The sequence below is a fragment of the Devosia naphthalenivorans genome (assembly GCF_003056355.1).
Lineage (GTDB): Bacteria > Pseudomonadota > Alphaproteobacteria > Rhizobiales > Devosiaceae > Devosia > Devosia naphthalenivorans.
Map to the genome: position 1 here is coordinate 546132 of NZ_PYVW01000001.1, position 22565 is coordinate 568696.

Sequence of the window (22565 nt, forward strand, 5' to 3'; positions counted from 1 at the left end):
TGGAGCCAGATAAATGACCCGCACGCTTGTCATCGATAACTACGATAGCTTCACCTACAATCTCGTCCATTTCCTGGGAGAACTCGGCGCCGATACCACCGTCGTGCGCAACGACAAGATCACGCTCGATGAGATCGCAGCCATGGCGCCCGAGGCGATCGTGCTGTCCCCCGGCCCCTGCACACCCAATGAGGCCGGCATCTGCCTCGCGCTGATCGACCGCTTCAAGGCCGATATGCCCATCCTTGGCGTCTGCCTTGGGCATCAGGCCATCGGACAGGCAATGGGCGGGGACGTGGTCCGCGCTCCACATCTGGTGCATGGCAAGACATCGAAGATCAATCACACCGGCAAAGGCCTGTTCCGCGGCCTCAATGCCGGCTTCGAAGCGACCCGTTACCACTCACTCGTGGTTCGGCAGGAAACATTGCCCGATTTGCTGGAGATTACGGCCACAACGGACGACGGGTTGATCATGGGGCTGCAGCACAGGACTCTTCCCGTTCATGGGGTGCAGTTTCACCCCGAGAGCATTGCATCGGAGAATGGACACGCCTTGCTGCAGAACTTCCTGAACATGGCTCGTGACTTCAACCAGAAGCGAGCTGCCTGATGGACATCAAGACCGCACTGCACAAGATTGCCGATCGACGCGACCTGACGGGCGAAGAGATGCGCAGGGTGATGCGCATCATCATGGCTGGAGAAGCCACTCCCAGCCAGATTGGCGCGTTCCTGATGGGCATGCGCATCAAGGGCGAAACCGTGGGCGAAATCGCGGCAGCGGTTTCGATTCTGCGCGAACAGATGGTGCCGGTGGAGGCACCCGAGCATGCCATTGATATCGTGGGCACCGGCGGTGACGGCGGCGGCACGCTGAATATATCCACCGCAAGCGCAATCGTGGTTGCCGCTGCGGGCGTTCCTGTCGCCAAGCACGGCAACCGCGCTCTCTCCTCCAAATCCGGCGCTTCGCAAGCCCTGGAGGCCCTGGGCGTAAAGCTCGATCTTACCCCGGCCGAAATCTCCCGCACCATAAACGAGGTGGGCATCGGCTTCATGTTCGCGCCCAGCCACCACCCGGCCATGCGCCATGTCGGTCCGACCCGGGCTGAAATGGGCGTTCGCACCATGTTCAATCTGCTCGGGCCACAATCTAATCCGGCCGGCGTCAGGCGCTACATGTTGGGCGTGTATGGGCAGGAGTGGGTGGAACCCGTCGCCGCGGCGTTGCTGGCCAACAGGGCTATCAAGGCCTGGGTCGTTCATGGCTGCGACGGGCTTGATGAACTAACTGTCACTGGCCCCAGCTTCGTTGCCCAGATCGCCAATGGCGATTTGCGCAGCTTCGAGGTTAGCCCGGAGCAGGCCGGCCTGCGGCGTCATGACGGCAAGGATCTGCTCGGGGCCGATCCCGAATACAACGCGCAGGCGATCCACGCTCTACTCGATGGCGCCCCCGGTGCCTACCGGGATATCGTGTTGCTCAATTCGGCTGCATCCTTCATCGTGGCCGACAAGGCGTCGGATCTGCGCGAAGGAGCCGAACTGGCGGCGGCAATGATCGACACTGGCAAGGCCAGGGAAACACTCGCCCGCCTGGTGGCGGTATCAAACGGACGAGACCGATGAGCGATATCCTCAAGCAGATTGAATCCTACAAGCGCGAGGAAATCGCTGCGGCCAAGGCGATGCGGCCATGGGCCGAAATCGTCGCGCAGGCCCATGATCAACCCGAGCCAAGGGGGTTCATAAACGCGGCAAAAGCGAAGCGTGCTCGCGGCAAATACGCGCTGATCGCGGAGGTAAAGAAAGCAAGCCCCTCCAAGGGCCTGATCCGCCCGGACTTCAATCCGGCAGAAATCGCCCGCGCTTATGAAGCAGCGGGGGCAGCTTGTCTTTCGGTGCTCACCGACCGGCCAAGTTTCCAGGGATCGCCCAGCTATCTCATCGAAGCAAGGGCCGCCACGAAGCTGCCGGTTCTACGCAAGGACTTCTTGTTCGAAACTTACCAGGTTGCCGAAGCGCGAGCCTGGGGTGCCGATTGTATTCTGATCATCCTGGCAGCTGTTGGTGACGACCTAGCGCGTTACTTACTCGATGCTGCCGAAGAATGGAAGATGGACGCCCTGGTAGAAGTGCACGACCAGCTGGAACTCGACCGCGCCCTCGCACTAGACGCCAAGTTTATCGGCATAAATAACCGCAATCTCCGCACGTTCGAAACATCTCTCGACACCTCCATCAATCTAGCCGGGGGCGTTCCCAAAGGAACACTTCTCGTTAGCGAAAGCGGCATCGTCGACCACGAACATATACGCCTACTGGATGAAAAAGCCGGAATCGGTACTTTCCTCGTCGGCGAAAGTCTAATGCGTCAACAAGACGTAATCGCCGCCACCCGCACCCTCCTGACAGGCACCCCCTAATGCTCACCCACCTCAACACCAAGGGCGAAGCACACATCGTCGACATTGGTGACAAGGCGGTTACCAGACGCCGCGCGGTTGCGCAGGCGCGCATCATTGCCAAAGCGGAGACGGTGGCAGCGATCATAGGTGGATCCCTCAAGAAAGGCGATGCGCTGGCCGTTGCCAGAATTGCTGGCATCATGGCGGCCAAGAAAACGTCTGACCTGATCCCGCTTTGCCACACGATAGCACTGAGCAAGGTAAGCGTTGATATCGAGCAAGAAGGTGTTACTGCGCTCGTAATTCGAGCCGCAGCAGAGACTATCGGCCAGACAGGCGTTGAAATGGAGGCGCTGGTTGCTGCCTCCACTGCTGCCCTGACGCTCTATGACATGGCCAAGGCTCTGGATCGTGAAATGGTGGTGACGGACATACGCCTTGTTCAAAAATCAGGCGGTAAGTCGGGGGACTTTGTGCGCGCATGAGCCTTCTCCCGGTTGAAGAGGCCATGGCGGCGATTCTACGACGAGTCCCTGCCCCTACGTCGGAAAGCGTGCCTCTGCATCTGGCTGCGGGTCGAGTATTGCTTGAGCCATTAGTCGCCCAACACAACCAGCCCCCATTCGATGCAAGCGCCATGGACGGCTATGCTGTTCGCGCCGATGACATCGTAGCTGGCCATAACCTGCCTGTTGTTGGCACATCCCAAGCAGGCTCCCGGTTTGTGGGTCACCTGGAACCCGGTCAGGCTGTGCGCATCTTTACTGGCGCGCCGGTCCCCGAGGGCGCGGACACGGTCGCAATGCAGGAAGACGCTGTCCTGAACGGCGGCACCGTATCCTTCAGAACCGCGCCCCGGAAGGGTCACAGCGTTCGCCCAATGGGCAACGATTTCGCCGCAGGACAGCAGTTGATCGCATCTGGCGAGATCCTTTCGCCGATGCGAATTGCCGTTGCGGCCGCAGCCAATGCACCTCAGGTGACGGTCTCCAGACGTCCCCGCATTGCACTGCTCGCAACTGGTGACGAACTGGTCCTGCCTGGCTCCCCGCTCGGCCCCGACCAGATCGTTGCTTCAAATAGCTTCGGATTAGCGCCGCTTTTGGCGCAATATGCGGATGCCATCAACGACTTTGGCATCGTGGGCGACGATCAGGAGACACTCGGGCGCAGGTTGAAGGAGATCTTTGCCGACGAACCGGATGTCCTGATCACCACGGGCGGCGCGAGCGTCGGTGATCATGATATCGTCCAGGACATGCTTGTCGAGCATGGTGTAAGCTTGGATTTCTGGCGCATCAATATGCGACCGGGCAAGCCGTTGATGTTTGGAATGCGCGGCAAGACGCTGATCTTTGGTCTCCCGGGCAATCCAGTCTCAGCCATGGTGACCGCCATCGCCTTTGTGAAGCCAGCCCTGCGGCAGTGGCTGGGATATGACGGCTTCAAACCGTGGCGCTTGCCGCTTGCTGCGGCCACGCCGCCCAACACGGCCCGCAGGCATTTTATGCGAGCGCAGCTTGTACAGTCGCCTGATGGGCTTCAGGCGCTGCCGATTTCACAAACCGATAGCGGCCATACCTCTTCGTTGTCGCTGGCGGATTTGTTGATCGTGCAGCCTGAGTTTGACGTGGGGCAACCTACCGGTTCGGCAGTCGAGGTCATTCCAATCAACGCATTCTGAAGTGCAGGCAGCGCTGATCTCGCCATCCGGGACGTGTATTGCAGAACATAAATGGAACATATATGCTCGTTCTGCCTATGTTCCGATTCTCTTCCGAGGGGCCCATGCTCACGCGCAAACAACACGAGCTGCTGATGTTCATCCATGAGAGGATGAAGGAAAGTGGCATCCCGCCATCGTTCGATGAGATGAAGGATGCGCTTGATCTGGCGTCCAAGTCGGGCATTCACCGGCTGATCACGGCTCTGGAGGAGCGTGGCTTTATTCGCCGCTTGCCGAACCGGGCCCGGGCGCTTGAAGTTGTGAAACTGCCGGATTCGATGAATCCTGCCTTGGGCGGGCGCAAAGCCAAGTTCGAGCCGTCGGTGATCGAGGGCAATTTGGGGAAGGTAGCTTCGCCGCCGGCGCGCATGTCAGCAGTCGAGGAATACGCTCGGCCAATTTCCATCCCGGTCATGGGACGTATTGCGGCCGGTACTCCAATCGAGGCCATTCAGACCCATTCCCACACTATTCTGGTTCCTCCCGAAATGCTGGGCGCGGGTGAGCATTATGCGCTCGAGGTGCGGGGCGATTCCATGATCGAGGCCGGTATCTTCGACAAGGATACGGTGCTCATCAAAAAGCAGGATCAGGCCAGCAGCGGCGACATCATTGTTGCGCTTGTGGACGACGAAGAAGCGACGCTGAAGCGGCTCCGTCGGAAGGGGAACACCATCGCGCTGGAAGCTGCTAATCCGGCCTATGAGACCCGCATTTTCCCACCGGAGCGAGTGAAGGTTCAGGGACGTTTGGTGGGCCTGCTGCGCAGGTACTAAGGCTCGTCGCGCAGGATAGGTTTTACTCAGTAGACCTCATCCTGAGCTTGTCGAAGGACGAGGTCGTGACACTCAGGTCTGCACTCGCTCGACCTCGTGTTTCGACAAGCTCACCATGAGGTCTCTTGACCCCCTTCGCAAGGTCCACCAAACGCGACGCACTCTATGGGTAGGCAGTTGGGCTGGGCGCTGGGCACTTGTGTTCGGTCGAGGAACCGAGCAATCTGACTTGATAAAGGCCCGCCAGTTTGGCGGGCCTTTGGTTTTTAGTGATTATCGCGGGGAACGCCGTTTGTCTGGGCAATGCGCTGGTACTTTTCGGCGGGCTTGAGGATTGCGCCCTCGCCCAACTGTCCGATAATACCGCGCTGGATTTCCTGCCAAGGCGTCTGGTGCTTGGGATACTTGTAGCCTCCCGTCGTCTCCAGATCCTGGCGGCGCTTGGCGATCTCCTCGTCCGAGATCAGGATGTTCGCCTGACCTTTATTGAGGTCGATCCGTACGCGGTCTCCTGTGCGCAGGATGGCCAGGTTACCGCCAGCTGCCGCTTCAGGCGAAGCGTTGAGGATGGACGGAGAGCCAGAAGTGCCGGACTGGCGACCGTCGCCGATGCACGCCAGAGCGTGAATACCCTTCTTGATGAGGTAATCAGGCGGTCGCATGTTGACGACTTCGGCGGCTCCGGGGTAGCCGATTGGACCCGCGCCACGCATGAACAGCAATGTGTTTTCGTCGATCTCGAGCGAGGGGTCGTCGATGCGGTGGTGGTAGTCTTCGGGACCGTCGAATACCACGGCTTTGCCCTCGAACATCCCAGGGTGTTCTGGGTTATCGAGGTACCGGTCGCGGAACTCCGTCGAAATCACGCTGGTCTTCATGATGGCGTTATCGAAAAGGTTGCCACGCAGCACCAGGAAGCCCGCATCGCTCTTGAGCGGGTTGTTGAAGTGCCGGATGACCTTCTCATCCTGGATCGGCGTATTACGGCAGTTTTCGCCGATGGTCTTGCCGTTGACCGTGGGAGCGTTCTCACGGATGAGCCCTTGCCCCATCAGTTCGTTGACAACAGCAGGAACGCCACCAGCATGGTAGTAATCTTCGCCCAGATACTCGCCCGCTGGTTGCAGGTTCACCAGCAGTGGGACCTTGTGACCATAGGTCTGGAAATCCTGCAGCTCCAGTTCTACACCGATATGCTTGGCAATCGCCTGTATGTGGATCGGCGCATTGGTGGAGCCACCGATCGCTGAGTTCACCACGATGGTGTTGATGAAGTTGTCTTTGGTCAGGATGTCGGAGGGCTTGAGATCCTCGTGCACCATGTCCACGATTCGCTTACCCGTCCGATATGCCATTTCCTGGCGGTCGCGATACGGCGCAGGGATTGCTGCAGAACCAGGCAACTGCATGCCCAGGGACTCGGCAAGCGAGTTCATGGTTGTTGCCGTGCCCATGGTGTTGCAGTAGCCCGTGGATGGCGCTGAGGAAGCCACGAGTTCGATGAATTGTGGGTAATCGATCTCGCCGGCCGCCATCATCTGGCGTGCCTTCCACACGATCGTGCCGGAACCAGTCCGCTCACCCTTGTGCCAGCCGTTCAACATCGGGCCGACCGATAGCGCGATTGCCGGGATGTTGACCGTTGCGGCCCCCATCAGCATTGCGGGCGTCGTCTTGTCACAACCAATCGTCAGAACAACGCCGTCGAGCGGATAGCCGTAGAGCACCTCGACGAGGCCGAGATAGGCCAGATTGCGGTCAAGGCCAGCGGTCGGCCGCTTGCCGGTTTCCTGAATCGGGTGCACCGGAAATTCGATGGCAATGCCACCCGCTTCGCGAATGCCTTCCTTGACGCGCTCGGCCAAGACGATGTGGTGCCTATTGCAGGGCGACAGGTCGGAACCGGTCTGGGCGATGCCGATGATCGGTTTGTCGGATTGCAACTCTTCGCGCGACACGCCGAAGTTCATGTAGCGCTCAAGATAAAGCGCGGTCATATCCGGATTGTCTGGATTGTCGAACCAGGCCCGCGAACGCAACTTCTTGGGGGCCGAGCCCTCTCCACTACCTGCAGTCATGCTGTTTTCCTCGTTACCCGCGGCGCAAGGTAGAGCCACGTTTGGGCTCGTTCTAACATGGCTGATGCCGGAGTGAATGGGGGTTGGCGAAAAAATCATACAAATGAGATTGGGCTGGCCGATCTGCCTAGTCATCTTGCGGAACGATCTAGGCGCCTTACCAGACGACGAGACACTCGGCGCCGCTTAGGAGTGTGCTGCCCGCTACTGAAAACAAAGAATCATGCTGGCTGAAGCGCGGAGCAATCATTAGGGTCGCGGCCGATGTGAGGACAGGTCGGCAAGGAGAGTTCGTGGACAACGCAGTCGATTGGGTGGCCGTGGATTGGGGCACCTCGAACCTTCGCGCCTGGGGAATCGGTGCCGACGGTTCGGTTGTTTTTGAAAAGTCGTCGCCAAAAGGCATGGGTAAGCTCGCACGCGATGAGTTTGCGCCCGCTCTGGTTGAGGTTCTCGACCACCTCACTCCCGAAACGGGCACGAGGCTGGATGTTCTGATCTGCGGGATGGCCGGCGCCAAGCAGGGATGGCTCGAAGCGCCCTATGTTGAGGCGCCTACTGATCTGCGGGGCTTGTTTTCCGGCGCTGTACGCCCTGTCGTGGATGACGGCCGGTTTGCGCCAGCGATTCTACCGGGTGTTTGTCAAAAAGCGGGCGATGACAATGTCATGCGCGGCGAAGAAACCCAGTTGCTGGGACTGGCTGCCCTTAACCCGGACTTTAGTGGCCTAGTTTGCATGCCCGGAACCCACTCGAAGTGGGCGCAATTGTCGGGAACGCGTATCGAACATTTTTCTACGGCAATGACTGGCGAAATGTTTGAAGTGCTTCGTACAAATTCCGTGCTGCGGCACTCGCTCACAGGGGATCTGGACGGACCGGCGCGCGCTGAAGGCTTCGCTGCCGGAGCCGCTGATGGCCTGGAACATCCCGAACGTTTGCTTGGCATGCTCTTCAGGGTGCGGGCTGGCTCCCTGCTTTCGGGGCGGCAACCAGACTGGTGTGCCGGATATCTCTCCGGATTGTTGATCGGAACGGAAGTCGCCAGCAACCGTCATCTTATCGGCGATGCGCCTGTGCCGCTTGTCGGCTCGCCTGCCCTGTGCAGGCTTTATCAGGATGTGCTCGGCATGATTGGTGCCGATGGCGCGCCGCAAGACGCTACAGAAATCGTGCTGGCGGGCCTGAAGGCCGCGCGCAGCTTTGCCGCTTAGGAGCGCTCATTATGGAACACCGTCACCTTATCGCCATCCTGCGTGGCATAACACCTGACGAAACGGTGCCTGTCTGCGAAGCGCTCGTCGCGGCCGGCATCACGATGATCGAGGTGCCGCTGAATTCACCGGATGCTTTCACCAGCATAGAGGCGGCGGCAAACGCCCTTGGCGATCGTGCGGCCATAGGCGCTGGCACGGTGCTGACCAAGAAGCAGGTCTGGTCCGTGGCCGATGCTGGGGGCACCTTCATCGTTTCGCCCGACACGAACCGGTCCGTTATCGAAGAGACCGTCCGCATACAGCTCCTGTCTTACCCAGGCATTTTCACACCTACAGACGCTTTCCGCGCCATCAGGTCTGGCGCAACGGGGCTCAAATTCTTTCCCGCCGAAGTGCTTGGCCCCAAGGGCATAAAAGCCATGAAAGCCGTGCTGCCGCCCGAAATTCCGGTATACGCCGTGGGCGGCGCCAACCCGGACAATTTTGGGGAGTATTTCGCAGCGGGGTGCACGGGGTTTGGCCTGGGCACATATATCTACAAGCCCGGCATGACTGCGGATCAGGTTTCTGAACGCGCCCTGGCGGCAGTGGCTGCATATGATGCGGGGAAGTCCGCATGAGCCAGACCGCAGAACTGATCCTGGACAGCAAGTGCCAACTGGGTGAGGGACCTATCTGGCACCCTGGTCGGCAACAGCTGTTCTTCTTTGACATCAATGAGCAGACGCTCTTCGCTATCCACGCCAACGGGGAAATAGCGGATCAGTGGCTATTCAACGAAACAGTCGCCGCAGCCGCAATCGCTGACGACGAGACGCTTGTGCTGTTCAGCGAATTTGGGCTGAAAGGCTTCCAGATCGCTACCGGCGGTCTGGCGCCGCTTACCTCGATTGAGGCTGACAACCCGCGTACGCGCAGCAATGACAGCCGGCTGCATCCATCCGGGGCCTTCTGGCTGGGAACGATGGACAACACCGAAGCGGAAGAGGCTATCGGCGCGCTCTATCACTACCGCAAGGGGGTTGTGACCCAGCTCAAGTCGGGGGTGCGTGTACCGAATGCCACGTGCTTCTCACCCGATGGCCGCACCGCGTACTGGACGGACACGCCGACCAAGCAAATCCTGAAGGTAGAGACCGATCCGCAGACTGGCATGCCTGTCGGCGAGTGGTCAGTGTTCGCCGACGTGTCGGACGGGCGAGGCTTCCCCGATGGTGCTGTCGTGGATAGCGAAGGCTTTCTTTGGAGCGCCAAGTGGGGCGGCGGCTGTGTTGTTCGCCATGCACCGGATGGCTCCATCGACCGTGTGATCGAAGTTCCGGTGAGCCAGGTCACTTGCCCTGCCTTCGGCGGCCCAGAGCTGAAGACGCTGTTTATCACCACGGCTGCCAAGAACTTGAGCGCGGAACAACTTGCGGCCGAAAAGGTCGCGGGCGGTCTGTTCGCCATAGACGTTGAAGTGGCTGGCCAGGCCGAACCGATTATTGCCCTCTGAGATCGTATCATGACCACCCCTGCCCTTGGCGTCTGCTACTACCCCGAACATTGGCCTGAGGAGTGGTGGGAGCGCGACGCGGCGCGAATGGCTGAGGTGGGAATCAAGTTCGTTCGGATAGGCGAGTTTGCCTGGAGCAAACTCGAGCCCAGTCCGGGCAATCTGCAGTTCGATTGGATGATCCGGGCCATGGACGTGCTCGATCGTCACGAACTGAAGGTGATTGTTGGCACGCCGACCGCTACGCCGCCGCGCTGGATGATAGACAAGCGTCCGGACATGCTGCCGGTTGGCCAAGATGGTCGCCAAAAGGGCTTCGGTTCTCGTCGCCACTATGACTTCTCCCATATGGGTTATCGACAGGAGTCGGCGCGCATTACGCAATTGCTCGTTGAGGCCGTTGGCGGTCATCCGGCGCTGGGCGGTTGGCAGACGGACAACGAATATGGCTGCCATGGCACGACCTACTCCTATTCACCGGCGGCCAAGCAGGGCTTCCAGAACTGGCTGGAAGACAAATACAGCACCGTCGATGCCCTCAACCAGGCTTGGGGCAACGTCTTCTGGTCGATGGAGTACAACAGGTTCGATCAGATCGAGCTTCCTAATCTGCTGGTTTGTGAAGCGGCTCCCGCCCACGATCTCGATTTTCGGCGCTATACTTCGGACCAGGTCGCCGCATTCAACAAGGTCCAGTACGATATTCTGAAGGCCAGGCGGCCAGATCTTCCGGTCATCCACAACTTCATGGGCCGCTACACCGAGTTCGATCACTACGATGTGGCTGGGACCCTCGACGTAGCGAGTTGGGACGCTTATCCGCTCGGACACCTTGCGGTCAGCGACGAGCCTGACGAGGTCAAGACGACGTATATGCGGCAGGGGGAGCCTGACTATCAGGCCTTCCATCATGACCTTTATCGTGCGGTGGGCCATGGCCGCATGTGGATCATGGAGCAACAGCCGGGGCCGGTGAACTGGGCAAGTTTCAACCCCGATCCGCTACCTGGAATGCCGCGGCTGTGGGCCTGGGAAGCCTTCGCTCACGGCGCAGAAGTGGTGTCGTATTTTCGCTGGCGGCAGGCACCGTTTGCGCAGGAGCAAATGCATGCGGGGCTCCTGCGGCCGGATAGCGAGCCAGCGCCGGCCTACCATGACGCGATGCAGGTCGCGCAGGAGCTCAAGTCCGTCGGCATTGCCGGAAATGCCGCCAGGGGCCGGGTCGCGATTGTCTTCGATTACCAAAGCGAGTGGGCTTGGGATATCCAGCCGCAGGCGGCGGGCTTCAGCCATGGTGGGCATGTCAGGGCGCTCTATGCTGCGTTCCGCAAGCACGGCATAGATATTGATATTGTCTCGCCCAAGACATCGAGCTTTGCAGGTTACGACATTGTGGCGGTCCCGGCGCTGTTTGCGTGGAACGAAGCGCTTCGGGAGGCCATCGCGGACTATGATGGATATCTGTTGATCGGTCCGCGGTCCGGCTCCAAGACGGAGAACTTTGCGATACCAGAGCGCCTTGCGCCTGACCTCCCTAGCAATCTGCTCGATGCCAAAGTTATCCGGATAGACAGTATTGATCCAAGTATCGAGGTGGAGGTCAAAGGAACCGGTGCTGTCCGGCTCTGGCGCGAGCGGATCGAAACCAATGCGAACGTCGTCATTGAAGACGTCGAGGGCTGGCCGGTGTTGATGTCTCAGGGAAAACTGCACTATCTGGGCGCTAGTGGCACAAAAGCGCTCGTTCAGCGCGTGGTAGACTATTTGATCGCAGAAGCTGATCTGCCGACGATTGAGTTGCCGCCGGGTGTTCGTTGTCGGGTTCGCGGCGGCTACCGCGTCTATGTGAACTACAGCACGAGCCCGGCGTCGCTGAATTTGGCCGAAGACGAGGCGGAATACGTGCTCGGATCGGCGGAAATCCTGCCGGCCGGCGTCAGCGTGGCGCGACTCGCCAAGGTCGGGTGACATTTGGAATGGCGGTGCGGATGTCGAACCGTGCCGCCGCTTCGTTCCAGACCAGCCAGTGAACGCCGCCTTCGCGGAGATCGTCGGCGTCGATGATCTGCTTGTTGTGGCAGGTTTGGGGGACGCGGATGCGGGCGATGAGGAGATCGTGCCGCCCACAATCTTCGGCTAGAGCCGAAGCATTCTTTATTATTGACACCGAAAAGCGGTCCGTTTGCACGATGCATGCCAGGCTATCGCACCGACTTTGCTTCGTGTTTGCTTCGATCTCGCTTTGATAATGCTCGCTCCAAACATCGACGGCAAAGCTGCCGGTCCTTCCGGTGACCAGTCCCATGCTGTCGCCCGAGCGGATTGCGACCGCCTGGGTGGAATCTGCGACCAGCAGATCCGGCCGTTGATCCATGCCGAAGAGCATGATCAGCAAGACCGCGGCCGCAGGTCCGAGCAGGCGCCACCAATTGTTCAGAAATGCGAACCAGCCTAACCCCGCGAGGCCCAGCACCAAAGCCACACTGGTGAGCAACGGGTTACCAGTCAGCCCTTCGCTCCAACCGGCGACAAGCTCAGCGGCGTCCACCATGCGATCTATGCCCCACCCCATGATGGCAACAAACGGCGCTTCAAGGCTGAACGGCATGGCCAACACGGACAGCAACGCAAATGGCATGATGACCAGGCTGACCACCGGAAGCACCAGCACGTTGCCGACGACGCCCAGTGGCGCTGTTTGTTGGAAGTGGTAAGCGGAAAACAGCAATGTCGCCGTGCCGGCTATGAAGCTGGTCATGGCTGCGGTCCAGACGGTTATCGCCAATTGAAACGGCCAGCCGCGATCCTTGTCCGGTGCCTTGCGCTGCATTTCATAGGTGCCGATCAGAGCGACCACCGCGGCAAACGATAGCTGGAAGCTGGGGCGGAACACGCTGGAGGGATCGATGACGATTATGATGAGTGCCGCGATCGCCACGTTGCGCATGGTCAGCGCCCGGCGACCCACTAGGACAGCTCCGAAGATCAGCGCCAGCATGATCGCCGAGCGCAAGGCCGGAACGTTCGCCAAACCTCCCGCGAGCAGCATGTAGCCGGCCGCTGCCGCAAGCCCAAAAACCGCCGCGATTTTTTTGACGGACAGGAATTTGTCGACGCCTGGCAGCGTCGCGAACAGCAGCCGAACGAGCCAGAACATGCCGCCGGCAACGATCGAAAGATGCAGACCCGATATCGAGTAGATATGGGCCAAGCCCGAGGCGGCCATGACCTCCCGCGTTTCATCGGTGATCGCACTTTGGTCCCCCATGACCATGGCTCGTCCTATGGCTGCGGACGAGCCTTCCAGTACGGCGTCGATCCGCCTGCCGATGCTGCTGCGCGTGCCCTCGACGAATCGCGTCAAGTCGAAGTGAGTGGCCCGAGACACCAGAGCGAATTCGCTGGTTATGGTCCCGTAGGCACCGATGCCGGAGAAGTAGGAATGAAACTGACCGTCGTGAGAACCGGGAAGGATAGGTCCGGGTACTGGAATCAGTCGCATCTTGCCGGACAGAACGTCCCCGGGCTCAAGTGGAGGATCAGCCGGGATGACGATACGGGCCTTGTTTATGGAAACCGGTCGATCGTCGGCCGTGGGCGTTACGTGAGAGATGACGACGCGTTGCCTGTCCGGCGTTGCAGAAATGACCTCGTCAACTGTGGCTTGGAATGATCCGTAGGCAGGACGCGCAAGCATGTTTGTGCCGAATGCGGCGCCGTGCAGCGGCAGCAGGCACAGGCCAGCCCAGAATGCCATTATGAGGCTGGCGAGCGGCAGGCGCGGAGTATGCCAGAGGGCCAGAGTGAGAAACGGAAGAGCGACGGCCACTGCTGCGAGGGCCATTCCGTGTGGTTCGAAAGGCAGTTGCGCATAGATGATCATGCCCAGGATCATCGCGAACGGCAGAAGCACGAAGATGCGCCGGCCGAGGACGGCAGACCTTATTGTTGCGGCGAGGTGGTCTCGGGGCCGCCAGCGCGAGGCCGTTGGCCGCCACCGCTGAACGGGCACCGGCGACGCGCGCGACGGGCGAGCCAACAGCCCACCTTCTACATCACGCTCGCGCGTTTGTGTCCCTTGCACCCGACCTGCCCCCGCCCTTGCGCTCGGGCCCTTCTATGCTACACACGGCTTCCAAACTATCCAAGCATTCCGGTCTCATGTCCCAAGTTGTCACCCGCTTCGCCCCCTCGCCTACCGGCTATTTGCACATCGGTGGCGCCCGCACTGCGCTTTTCAGCTGGGCCTATGCTCAGAACAAGGGCGGCAAGATGCTGTTGCGCATCGAGGACACCGACCGGGAGCGTTCCACGGAAGCCGCAGTCGTAGCGCTGATCGATGGCTTGAAGTGGCTGGGGCTGCAGTGGGACGGTGAGCCGATCAGCCAGTTCAGCCGCGCCGCACGGCACGCCGAAGTCGCCCATGAACTGGTGAAGATGGGCCACGCCTATTACTGCTATTGCTCGCCCGCCGAGCTTGACCAGATGCGCGAGGAAGCACGCGCCGCTGGCAAGCCGCCACGCTACAATGGGTACTGGCGCGACCGTGACCCCAGCGAGGCGCCCGCAGGAGTGTCCCCCGTCATTCGCATCAAGTCACCGCTGAGCGGCGATATCGTGGTCGATGACCATGTGCAGGGCAAGGTCGTGTTCAAGACCGAGAATCTGGACGATTTCATCATCCTGCGGTCCGACGGCACGCCGACCTATATGCACGCCGTCGTCGTGGATGACCACGACATGGGCGTCACCCACATCATTCGCGGCGACGACCACCTGACCAATGCCGCACGGCAGATCGTCATCTATAATGCCATGGGCTGGACGGTGCCGGAGATGGCGCATATTCCGCTGATCCATGGACCGGATGGCGCCAAGCTCAGCAAGCGGCACGGTGCGCTCGGCGTCGAAGCCTACCGGCAGCTCGGCTACCTGCCGGAAGCCGTCCGGAACTATCTGGCGCGGCTCGGCTGGAGCCACGGCGATGACGAAATTTTTTCAACCGAGCAGATGGTTGAGTGGTTCAGCCTGGAAGGGCTCAACAAGGGCGCGGCCCGCTTTGATTTCGTCAAGCTCGAGAACATCAACGGCCACTACATCCGCGAGGCCAAGCCGGAATATCTTTACGGTGTGATGTTGGCGACTGCCGCCGAAGTTGGCCGCCAGCCGGATGTGGACGGGCTTAGCGCCAACGAGGCAACAGTGCTGGCCGCCCTGCCCGAGTTGCAGCCGCGGGCCAAGACCGTGCTTGAATTGATCGATCTGGCACAGTTCATCTACGCCAGCCGTCCGCTCACCATCGACGCGGCAGCCACGGCCCTGCTCACCAATGACGCAAGGCTGGTGTTGCGCGACATGGCCGAGCTCCTGCGGGGTCTCAATGAATGGTCCGTGCCAGCGATCGATGCGGCCATGCGTTCACTCGCGGAGGCCAAGGGCCTGAAGCTTGGAAAGCTGGCGCAACCGCTGCGGGCGGCGCTTACGGGGCGCACGGTGTCACCGGGTATTTTCGAAGTGATGGTGCTGATCGGGCGTGAGGAAAGCATGGCTCGCCTAGAAGATCAGATCACCTCTGTCTAGTGCTATCAGGAGGGCAAGCCTTGCCTTCCCGTTGATTGCCTCAACCGGGCAAAAGCGTTACCTGTCCTTGGCAGTCTCCACTGCCAATTATCTGGCTTCAACCCTTACGAACTCCTTCCGTTTGGGTTTCGGGGCCTTCGAGGAGAGCTAAATGACCGATAAAGTCGCCAAACTCGTCATCGGGGATCAGACTCATGAATTCCCGGTGCTGTCCGGGACAGTGGGGCCGGACGTGATCGACATTCGATCCCTCTACGCCAAGACAGGCATGTTCACTTACGATCCTGGCTTTACCTCGACCGCGGCCTGCGACAGCGCGATCACCTATATCGACGGCGACAAGGGCGAATTGCTTTATCGCGGCTACCCTATCGACCAGTTGTCCGAGAAAAGCAGCTACATCGAAGTTTGCTACCTGCTGCTCTATGGCGAACTGCCCAACAAGCAGCAGCTTGCCGAGTTCGACGAGTTGGTGACGCGCCACACCATGGTGCACGAGCAGATGCACTATTTCTATCGCGGTTTCCGCCGCGACGCGCATCCGATGGCCGTCATGACTGGCGTCGTTGGCGCAATGGCGGCGTTCTACCACGACTCGACCGACATCAACGATCCGCAGCAGCGCGAGATCGCTTCGATCCGCATGATCGCCAAGATGCCGACTATCGCGGCCATGGCTTATAAGTATTCCGTTGGTCAGCCGTTCGTATACCCGCGTAACGACCTCGATTACGCCTCGAACTTCCTTCACATGTGCTTCTCGGTGCCGGCAGAGGAATACAAGGTCGACCCCACCATCGCCAAGGCGATGGACCTGATCTTTACCCTGCATGCCGACCACGAGCAGAACGCGTCGACCTCGACCGTGCGGCTTGCCGGCTCGTCCGACGCAAACCCGTTTGCCTGTATCGCCGCTGGTGTGGCTTGCCTCTGGGGCCCGGCCCATGGTGGTGCCAACGAGGCTGCGCTGAATATGCTCAAGGAGATCGGCACGGTCGATCGTATCCCCGAGTTCATCGCCCGCGCGAAGGACAAGAGCGACAGCTTCAAGCTCATGGGCTTCGGCCACCGCGTCTACAAGAATTTCGACCCGCGCGCGACCGTGATGCAGAAGACTGCAAAGGAAGTGCTGGACCTGCTCGGCGTGCACAACAATCCCACGCTGCAGGTCGCCCAGGAACTCGAGAAGATCGCGCTTGAGGACCCATACTTCATCGAGCGCAAGCTGTACCCCAACGTCGATTTCTATTCGGGCATTATCCTCGAAGCGATTGGCTTCCCCACATCGATGTTTACCGTGCTCTTCTCGGTGGCGCGTACCGTTGGCTGGATCAGCCAGTGGAAGGAAATGATCGGCGATTCGCAGAAGAAGATCGGCCGGCCGCGCCAGCTTTATGATGGATCGCCAGCACGCGACTACATCGAGGTCAGCTCGCGCTAGTCCAACGGCTCAGTATCCGGTCCGCCGGGTCCTGACGCGGAAACTCGGGTTCGCCGGTTTTCATCAATGCCACAAGCTCGCCAAAGGCCGTGATCTGGTCCTGGCGGGCTTTTTTGTTGTCGAGCAGATGGCGCACGGCGGCTTCCAGCGCATGGGCATCCGCGGGTGACTGGATCAACTCAGGCACGGCGTCACGGGCAAGCACAATATTGGGCAGCGAAACGCGCGGCCGGCCGATACGCTCGAACTCGCGGGCCTGATGTCTTTCCATGACGTAATTGACCACCATCGGCACTTTGCCGAGTGCCAGTTCGAGCGTTGCGGTGCCGGACACGGCGAAGGCCAGAACTGCTTGATCGTAAAGCTCCGCGCGGGCTGCACGATCATCGATGATGCTCACCAGAAACGGCCAATCGGCAACTTCGCGGCGTAGACGCTCGGCCAGCCTTGGCAAGGTGGGGATGACTACACTGCTGACCGCGGGATGGCCGGACAGCCGCTCCACGACCGAGCGAAAGACCGGCAGATGCCGACGCAATTCCCCGTCACGGCTGCCTGGCAGCAGGATTAGTGGTCCTACCTCATTGGCCGTAGTTCTCTCCCGTGCTTCGCCGATGGCAGGATGACCAACATAGCTGGTCGGCGGGCCGCCCAGACGCTCCATCACCGCTGGCTCAAAGGGCAATACCGCGAGCACTTCCTCGAAAAGTGGCGTGAGCTTGGCAGCGCGGTGCGGTGCGCGAGCCCATACGGTGGGCGACACGTAAAGCACCAGCTTGCCAGCAAAGCCCTTCTTCTTGAGGCGTTTGGCAAGAAGCTTGGAGAAGTCTTGTGCGTCCACGAGGACAACGATGTCCGGATTGTCCTTCAGAATGGCCTGCGCGGTCTGACGAATGCGCCACAAAAGCAGGGGCAGTCGCATCAGCACGTCGGTGATACCCATGACTGCCAGATCGCTCATGGGAAAGAGGGATTTGAGGCCTTGCGCCTGTAGCTCATCGCCCCCTACCCCGGCGAACAGCAGCGGCACGCGCTGCTTCAGCCTCGCAATCAGGTCGGCGGCGATCCGGTCACCGGAGGGTTCGCCAGCAAGGATGAAAAGCTTCAGCGTGTCGGTCATTCAGGTCTCCGAGCCGGCCCCGCTTAACTGGACGCTCGGAGCCAAAGACTATCAGTCGGTCGCGTTACCGTTGCGGGGCAAAAGAATGGGACGGTCAGACGCAGCGGTGATGAAAGCCACCACGTCCTGAACCAGAGGATCGTCCTTGAAGAGGCCGGCGGCATCTTCCACGCGCTCGCGCAACGTTCCTTCGCTGGAGAAGATCATGCGATAGGCTGCGCGAAGGCGATGAATGGCTTCGCGTTCGAATTTGTGGCGCTTCAGACCGACCAGGTTGAGGCCGGTAAGCGACGCGCGGTTCCCCACTGCCATGCCGTAGGGGATGATGTCGCCATCGACCATGGAATGCGCGCCGATAAAGGCGTGCGGACCGACCCGGGTGAACTGGTGGACAACAGAGCTACCGCCAAAGATGACATTGTCGCCGATATGGCAGTGGCCGGCGATGCCAACGTAATTCGCCATGATGACATTGTTGCCGATGATCGCGTCATGCGCGACATGCGCGCTCGCCATGATCAGGCAGTCATTGCCGATCTGGGTCAGCATGCCGCCTGCTTCGGTTCCCGGATTGATGGTGGCGGCTTCCCGAATGATGCAGCGTTCGCCAATCACCAGGCGCGAGGCTTCGCCGTGATATTTGCGGTCCTGGGGCCGGTGGCCGACCGAGGCGAACGGGTAGACCTGCGAGCCGGCGCCGATTTCGGTGTGCCCTTCGAGCGCGACGTGCGACACCAACTCGACGTTGTCGTGCAGCACGACGTCGTCGCCGACAATGCAGAACGGGCCAATCTTGACGCCATTGCCCAGGCGAGCTTTGGGAGAAACGATCGCGCTGGAATGGACGGTTGCCTGGCTCACGAATTGGCCTCGATGATCATTGCGGCGATCTCGGCTTCGGCAATCACGACGCCGTTCACGATAGCCTCGGCCTTGTAGCGGCCGACATTGCGGCGGCGCTGTATCTTGGCGATGTGGAACTCGATGGTGTCGCCAGGGCCGGCAGGCTTGCGGAACTTGGCCTTGTCTATGCCCAGCATCAAGACGACGTTCTTTTTACCGACACCTGAATCGTGTTTGATGACGATGGCACCGGCTGTCTGCGCCATGCCTTCGATGATGAGCACGCCGGGGAATATCGGGTTCTCTGGGAAATGCCCCTGGAACATGGGCTCATTGTACGTGACGTTCTTGACGCCGACAGCACTTTCATCGCCGTTGATCCTGATGATCTTGTCGATCATCAGGAACGGGTAGCGATGCGGCAGCGACTTGAGAATCTCGGCAAGACTCATCGCCGTGAGTTCGCCGTTCTCGATCATGCTGTCGTTCATACCCGCTTGTCTCCCTTGGCCAGTTTTCGCGTAATGGCGATTTCTCGCCAAAAGTCTCTTATATCCTGCGCCGGCGCCCCAGCAAGCTTGGAGCCGGCGGGCCAGTCCTTGGTGACGGCGGCGCGGCCGTGAACCACGGAACCTGCGCCAACCGTCAAATGGCCGGACGTCCCTGCCCCGCCGCCCAATAGAACGCCGTCTTCGAGCACTGTCGTGCCGGACAGGCCTGACATGGCAGCGATCAGGCAATTGCGGCCGATGCGGCAGTTATGGCCAATTTGCACCAGATTATCGATCTTGGTGCCCTGGCCGATCATGGTGTCGCCCAGAGCGCCGCGGTCGATCGTCGAGTTGGCGCCGATCTCGACCCAATCCTGGATGAGCACCCGGCCGAGCTGCGGCACCTTGCGATTGGTGCGTCCGAAATCCAGCCAGCCAAAGCCTTCGGTGCCGATGCGGACGCCTGAGTGGATAACCACTTCATTTCCGATGTGGCTGCAGTCGATCGTGCAATTGGCGGCAATCGCGCAGTTTCGGCCGATCGTCACGCCGGGTCCGATGACCGTGTTGGCGCCGATTACTGTGCCGCGTCCGATCTCGACACCGGCACCGATGACCACGTTCGAGCCAATGGTGACGTCCCGCTCAAAGACCGGCGCGCCAAGATCTTCCCGCACCGACATTATGATCGAGCGGGTGCTGTTCGGGTAGAGCAGGTCCAGGATGTCGGCGAAGAGATGATGTGGTTTGTCGGTGACGATGGCGGCGCTGTCAGGCGGCACATGCTCGGCCAGCGCAGGCAACACTACGACGACACCTGCCGATGTAGCCTTCAGCTGTTCGATGTAGTCGGTGTGTGCGGCCAGAGCCAGATCGGACGGGCTCGCCAGATCGAGATCAGCGGCGCCGTCGATAGGGTGATTTGCCGAAATGCCGGGGGTCAGAAGGTCGCTGCGGCCCAGGGTGTCGAGGATGGCACCGATGGTGAAAGGGCCGGCAAAGCGGTGAAAGCGGGTATCAACCATGATGTCACTTAAAAGCATTGAGCCGCGGCGCTACCGCCCCGCGGCTCAATCTACTGTTTCATGCCGTAGCGGCTAGAGCAAGGTCTGCAGCGACAGCTGGAAGACCTGCGTGCGGTCAGCCGTGGACTTGTTCAGCACGTGGGCGAAGTCGCCACGGAGCGGGCCGAACGGCGAGTCCCAGATGATCGAAGCGCCGATGGAAGTGCGCAGTGGCTCATCCTGGCTTTCCGGATCAATCGTACCCGAACCGATGTTCGGCAACTCATCGACCCAACCCGCATCTGCCCAGAGCGCGCCGCTCAGGCCGTAGTTCTCGGGAAGCACCGGGATTGGGAACAGGAGTTCCGCAGACACGCCAGCATACATGGTCGCACCAACGAACTCGCCAGTCGTCAGACGCGGACCATAACCACGGCCCTCGAAACCACGAACCAGCTGCGAGCCGGGCGAGAATGCTTCGATCGGATGCACGCCGTCGCCGCTGAGATCATTGATGATACCAGCCTGGCCGCGGATGCTGCCGACGATGCCGCTATCTTCCAGCAGAGGCACGAAGTAACGCGCACGAGCCTCAGACTTGATCAGGCTGTGATCCCAGCCGATGTATTGCTGCGTGAAGGTAGCATAGAGGCCTTCGGTCGGCTTCTTGGTATCATCCAGGCCATTCCAGGTCAGGGTGTAACCAGCGAAGGCCTTGTAGAACTCATCGCCATCTTCGACGAATGAGGACTTGTGGTCCGGATTGCCCTCTTCGTCCGTGACGACCTTCTGTTCGGCTCCGGCAAACACCGTTGCCGATAGATCAGAGGTGATCGGGACGCCGAAGCGCAGCTGACCGCCAGTCGCCTGGGTGCCATAGAAGCTACGATCCGTCTCGTTGTTGATGCGGTGATAGGCATCTACGCCTGCCGACACCTTGAGGCCCATGAAGCGAGGCTCGGTGAACGAGAAGTCGAAGGTACGACCATTCTCGGAAGCACCGATGGCAGCGCGGAGGAACTGGCCACGGCCGAGGAAGTTGCGCTCGGTCAGCGAGACTTCACCCAGGATACCATCCGAAGTCGAGTAACCGGCGCTGGCGCCATACTCACCCGTGGAGGTTTCCGTCACGGCGATGTTGATCACGACCTTATCAGCGGACGAACCAGGTGCCGTGGTGATGTTGACCGCGGAGAAGAAGCCCAGATCGTTGATCTCGCCACGACCACGCACGATCAGCGAACGGTTGAAGGGGTCGCCTTCAGCGAACTCCAATTCACGACGGATCACGAAGTCACGAGTCTTGGTGTTACCGGTGATGTTGATCCGCTCGACATAAACACGCGGGCCTTCATCGACCAGGTAGGTCACGTTGAAGCGGCCGTTGGTTACGTCACGATCAAGACGAGCGCGCACGTCAGCGAAGGAGTAACCCTGCGTCGTGGCCTCGTATGCCATATCTTCAATGGTACCCTGAAGATCGGAGATCGAGTAGTTGCGCCCCTCCGCAGTCTGAACGGTGCCCGTGAGAGCATCGGTGTTCAGGCCAGGAATGCTGGTTTCGATACCTACACCGCCGAACTCATACTTCTGACCTTCATTGACGGTGAAGTTGATGAAGTAGGCGTTGCGAGCCGGGTCATACTGACCGACCGAGGTAATCTGCGCATCGGGGTAACCACGATTTGCATAGTACAGGCGGACACGTTCGCGATCGACGGCAAGCTTCTGCTCGTCGTAGCTGTCGTCCTTAAAGAGCCAGCTCAGAATGCCGGTTTCCTTGGTGAGCAGCGTGCCCTTGAGGTTTCCGGTGCTGATCGAGTTGTTGCCAGTGAAGTTGATGGCAGCGATGCCGGCGCGATCACCTTCGTTGACAACGAAAGTAACGCGGACACGGCCATCGGTCGTGGCTTCGGTACGGGAAGTGACGGAGACGCCAAGGAAGCCGTCCCGGTCATAGGCCTGACGGATGCTTTCGATGTCGGCTGCCAAGCGCTGCTGGGTGAACACACCCGAGGCGGACACATCGACCATGGCAAGGAGCTGACTATCGGAGAAGCGGCGGTTGCCCTCAAAAAGGACGGAGCCAATAAGTTGCTCCTGTGCCTGAGCGGTCGCAACGCCAAGAAGCGGAATGCCGGAGCCTGCGAGCGGTGCTGCACCGATAACGGCCAAGGCCAGGATCGCGCCGCGCGTCTGCTTATTGGGATGGATCATATTATTGTTGCCTCTGCGACCATGCCAAAGGATTCGCCATGCACAGCGCTCCCCCAGCCTAACTCCACTGCACCGTTTTACCGCCTTTTTAACCAACCACAAGGCGTAAGCCCAGACGCGGTTAGCAAATGCTTGGTGCTCTTGTATTCCTGCAACACCTTGCAAA

At 60.0% G+C, this 22565-nt stretch carries 19 protein-coding genes; 12 read left to right on the forward strand and 7 right to left on the reverse strand.

Translation table 11 applies throughout. The features are described 5' to 3' along the window. Nucleotides 1-13 precede the first annotated feature (13 nt). The 6 genes from C8264_RS02935 (at nt 14) to lexA (ending at nt 4913) form a co-directional block, all read left to right on the forward strand. Nucleotides 14-613 (forward strand): anthranilate synthase component II, encoded by a 600-nt coding sequence (locus C8264_RS02935; RefSeq protein ID WP_108459427.1) that lies wholly within the window; start codon nt 14-16, stop codon nt 611-613. After that, nucleotides 610-1632, forward strand: coding sequence for an anthranilate phosphoribosyltransferase (gene trpD / locus C8264_RS02940; RefSeq protein ID WP_205245605.1), 1023 nt, complete (start codon nt 610-612; stop codon nt 1630-1632). The genes C8264_RS02935 and trpD overlap by 4 nt, the downstream gene beginning before the upstream one ends. Beyond that, nucleotides 1629-2429, forward strand: a complete 801-nt coding sequence (trpC, locus tag C8264_RS02945) for an indole-3-glycerol phosphate synthase TrpC (RefSeq protein ID WP_108459429.1) — start codon at nt 1629-1631, stop codon at nt 2427-2429. The genes trpD and trpC overlap by 4 nt, the downstream gene beginning before the upstream one ends. Then, nucleotides 2429-2896, forward strand: coding sequence for a cyclic pyranopterin monophosphate synthase MoaC (gene moaC / locus C8264_RS02950; protein ID WP_108459430.1), 468 nt, complete (start codon nt 2429-2431; stop codon nt 2894-2896). The genes trpC and moaC overlap by 1 nt, the downstream gene beginning before the upstream one ends. Beyond that, nucleotides 2893-4095: a molybdopterin molybdotransferase MoeA gene (locus C8264_RS02955; RefSeq protein WP_108459431.1), complete on the forward strand. Its 1203-nt coding sequence runs from the start codon at nt 2893-2895 to the stop codon at nt 4093-4095. The genes moaC and C8264_RS02955 overlap by 4 nt, the downstream gene beginning before the upstream one ends. A gap of 104 nt (nt 4096-4199) precedes the next feature. After that, complete coding sequence (gene lexA, locus C8264_RS02960; RefSeq protein ID WP_108459509.1) at nt 4200-4913, forward strand: transcriptional repressor LexA; 714 nt, start codon at nt 4200-4202, stop codon at nt 4911-4913. Nucleotides 4914-5179: 266 nt separating this feature from the next. Here lexA and C8264_RS02965 read toward each other — a convergent pair whose 3' ends face one another. Then, nucleotides 5180-6991 (reverse strand): IlvD/Edd family dehydratase, encoded by a 1812-nt coding sequence (locus C8264_RS02965; RefSeq protein WP_108459432.1) that lies wholly within the window; start codon nt 6989-6991, stop codon nt 5180-5182. 194 nt (nt 6992-7185) lie between these two features. Between C8264_RS02965 and C8264_RS02970 the strand changes: the two genes are divergently transcribed. The 4 genes from C8264_RS02970 to C8264_RS02985 are packed head-to-tail and all read left to right on the forward strand — an operon-like array spanning nt 7186 to nt 11671. Further along, the gene (locus C8264_RS02970; RefSeq protein WP_108459433.1) at nt 7186-8205 is read left to right on the forward strand and encodes a 2-dehydro-3-deoxygalactonokinase; all 1020 of its coding nucleotides are present in this window, start codon (nt 7186-7188) and stop codon (nt 8203-8205) included. 11 nt (nt 8206-8216) lie between these two features. Beyond that, a complete protein-coding gene (locus C8264_RS02975; protein WP_108459434.1) occupies nt 8217-8828 on the forward strand; it encodes a 2-dehydro-3-deoxy-6-phosphogalactonate aldolase in 612 nt (203 codons plus the stop codon). Next, a complete protein-coding gene (locus C8264_RS02980; protein WP_108459435.1) occupies nt 8825-9703 on the forward strand; it encodes an SMP-30/gluconolactonase/LRE family protein in 879 nt (292 codons plus the stop codon). Before C8264_RS02975 ends, C8264_RS02980 begins: the two co-directional genes overlap by 4 nt. Before the next feature lie 9 nt (nt 9704-9712). Continuing rightward, nucleotides 9713-11671 (forward strand): beta-galactosidase, encoded by a 1959-nt coding sequence (locus C8264_RS02985; protein ID WP_108459436.1) that lies wholly within the window; start codon nt 9713-9715, stop codon nt 11669-11671. Here the strand turns inward: C8264_RS02985 and C8264_RS02990 are convergent. Next, entirely contained in the window at nt 11640-13616 is a 1977-nt protein-coding gene (locus C8264_RS02990; RefSeq protein ID WP_108459437.1) for a ComEC/Rec2 family competence protein, read from the reverse strand. The genes C8264_RS02985 and C8264_RS02990 overlap by 32 nt on opposite strands. A 248-nt stretch (nt 13617-13864) precedes the next feature. On the opposite strand from C8264_RS02990, the gene gltX reads away from it, so the two are divergent. Together gltX and gltA are read left to right on the forward strand one after the other, a co-directional pair. Then, nucleotides 13865-15283 carry a glutamate--tRNA ligase gene (gene gltX, locus C8264_RS02995; protein WP_425430657.1) on the forward strand — a complete coding sequence of 473 codons (1419 nt, stop codon included), beginning with the start codon at nt 13865-13867 and terminating at the stop codon, nt 15281-15283. A gap of 151 nt (nt 15284-15434) precedes the next feature. Further along, nucleotides 15435-16724, forward strand: coding sequence for a citrate synthase (gltA, locus tag C8264_RS03000; protein ID WP_108459439.1), 1290 nt, complete (start codon nt 15435-15437; stop codon nt 16722-16724). On the opposite strand, the gene C8264_RS03005 is transcribed toward gltA, so the two are convergent. From C8264_RS03005 to bamA, 5 genes are all read right to left on the reverse strand, one after another. Further along, a complete protein-coding gene (locus C8264_RS03005; RefSeq protein ID WP_108459440.1) occupies nt 16711-17844 on the reverse strand; it encodes a lipid-A-disaccharide synthase in 1134 nt (377 codons plus the stop codon). The two genes, gltA and C8264_RS03005, sit on opposite strands and share 14 nt — an antisense overlap. Before the next feature lie 51 nt (nt 17845-17895). Next, complete coding sequence (lpxA, locus tag C8264_RS03010; RefSeq protein ID WP_108459441.1) at nt 17896-18705, reverse strand: acyl-ACP--UDP-N-acetylglucosamine O-acyltransferase; 810 nt, start codon at nt 18703-18705, stop codon at nt 17896-17898. Continuing rightward, a complete protein-coding gene (fabZ, locus tag C8264_RS03015) occupies nt 18702-19178 on the reverse strand; it encodes a 3-hydroxyacyl-ACP dehydratase FabZ (RefSeq protein ID WP_245892909.1) in 477 nt (158 codons plus the stop codon). Before fabZ ends, lpxA begins: the two co-directional genes overlap by 4 nt. Next, on the reverse strand, nt 19175-20203 hold the full coding sequence (gene lpxD / locus C8264_RS03020) for a UDP-3-O-(3-hydroxymyristoyl)glucosamine N-acyltransferase (protein ID WP_162783426.1): 1029 nt from the start codon (nt 20201-20203) through the stop codon (nt 19175-19177). The genes fabZ and lpxD overlap by 4 nt, the downstream gene beginning before the upstream one ends. A gap of 72 nt (nt 20204-20275) precedes the next feature. After that, nucleotides 20276-22399: an outer membrane protein assembly factor BamA gene (gene bamA / locus C8264_RS03025; protein ID WP_108459443.1), complete on the reverse strand. Its 2124-nt coding sequence runs from the start codon at nt 22397-22399 to the stop codon at nt 20276-20278. Nucleotides 22400-22565: the final 166 nt, after the last annotated feature.

Excerpts from the sequence above, each read along its gene's own strand:
- C8264_RS02935 (WP_108459427.1), top strand. The coding sequence starts at position 14 with ATGACCCGCACGCTTGTCATCGATAACTACGATAGCTTCACCTACAAT.
- trpC (WP_108459429.1), top strand. The coding sequence starts at position 1,629 with ATGAGCGATATCCTCAAGCAGATTGAATCCTACAAGCGCGAGGAAATC.
- moaC (WP_108459430.1), top strand. The coding sequence starts at position 2,429 with ATGCTCACCCACCTCAACACCAAGGGCGAAGCACACATCGTCGACATT.
- C8264_RS02955 (WP_108459431.1), top strand. The coding sequence starts at position 2,893 with ATGAGCCTTCTCCCGGTTGAAGAGGCCATGGCGGCGATTCTACGACGA.
- lexA (WP_108459509.1), top strand. The coding sequence starts at position 4,200 with ATGCTCACGCGCAAACAACACGAGCTGCTGATGTTCATCCATGAGAGG.
- C8264_RS02965 (WP_108459432.1), bottom strand. The coding sequence starts at position 6,991 with ATGACTGCAGGTAGTGGAGAGGGCTCGGCCCCCAAGAAGTTGCGTTCG.
- C8264_RS02975 (WP_108459434.1), top strand. The coding sequence starts at position 8,217 with ATGGAACACCGTCACCTTATCGCCATCCTGCGTGGCATAACACCTGAC.
- C8264_RS02980 (WP_108459435.1), top strand. The coding sequence starts at position 8,825 with ATGAGCCAGACCGCAGAACTGATCCTGGACAGCAAGTGCCAACTGGGT.
- C8264_RS02985 (WP_108459436.1), top strand. The coding sequence starts at position 9,713 with ATGACCACCCCTGCCCTTGGCGTCTGCTACTACCCCGAACATTGGCCT.
- gltX (WP_425430657.1), top strand. The coding sequence starts at position 13,865 with ATGTCCCAAGTTGTCACCCGCTTCGCCCCCTCGCCTACCGGCTATTTG.
- gltA (WP_108459439.1), top strand. The coding sequence starts at position 15,435 with ATGACCGATAAAGTCGCCAAACTCGTCATCGGGGATCAGACTCATGAA.
- C8264_RS03005 (WP_108459440.1), bottom strand. The coding sequence starts at position 17,844 with ATGACCGACACGCTGAAGCTTTTCATCCTTGCTGGCGAACCCTCCGGT.
- fabZ (WP_245892909.1), bottom strand. The coding sequence starts at position 19,178 with ATGAACGACAGCATGATCGAGAACGGCGAACTCACGGCGATGAGTCTT.
- lpxD (WP_162783426.1), bottom strand. The coding sequence starts at position 20,203 with ATGGTTGATACCCGCTTTCACCGCTTTGCCGGCCCTTTCACCATCGGT.
- bamA (WP_108459443.1), bottom strand. The coding sequence starts at position 22,399 with ATGATCCATCCCAATAAGCAGACGCGCGGCGCGATCCTGGCCTTGGCC.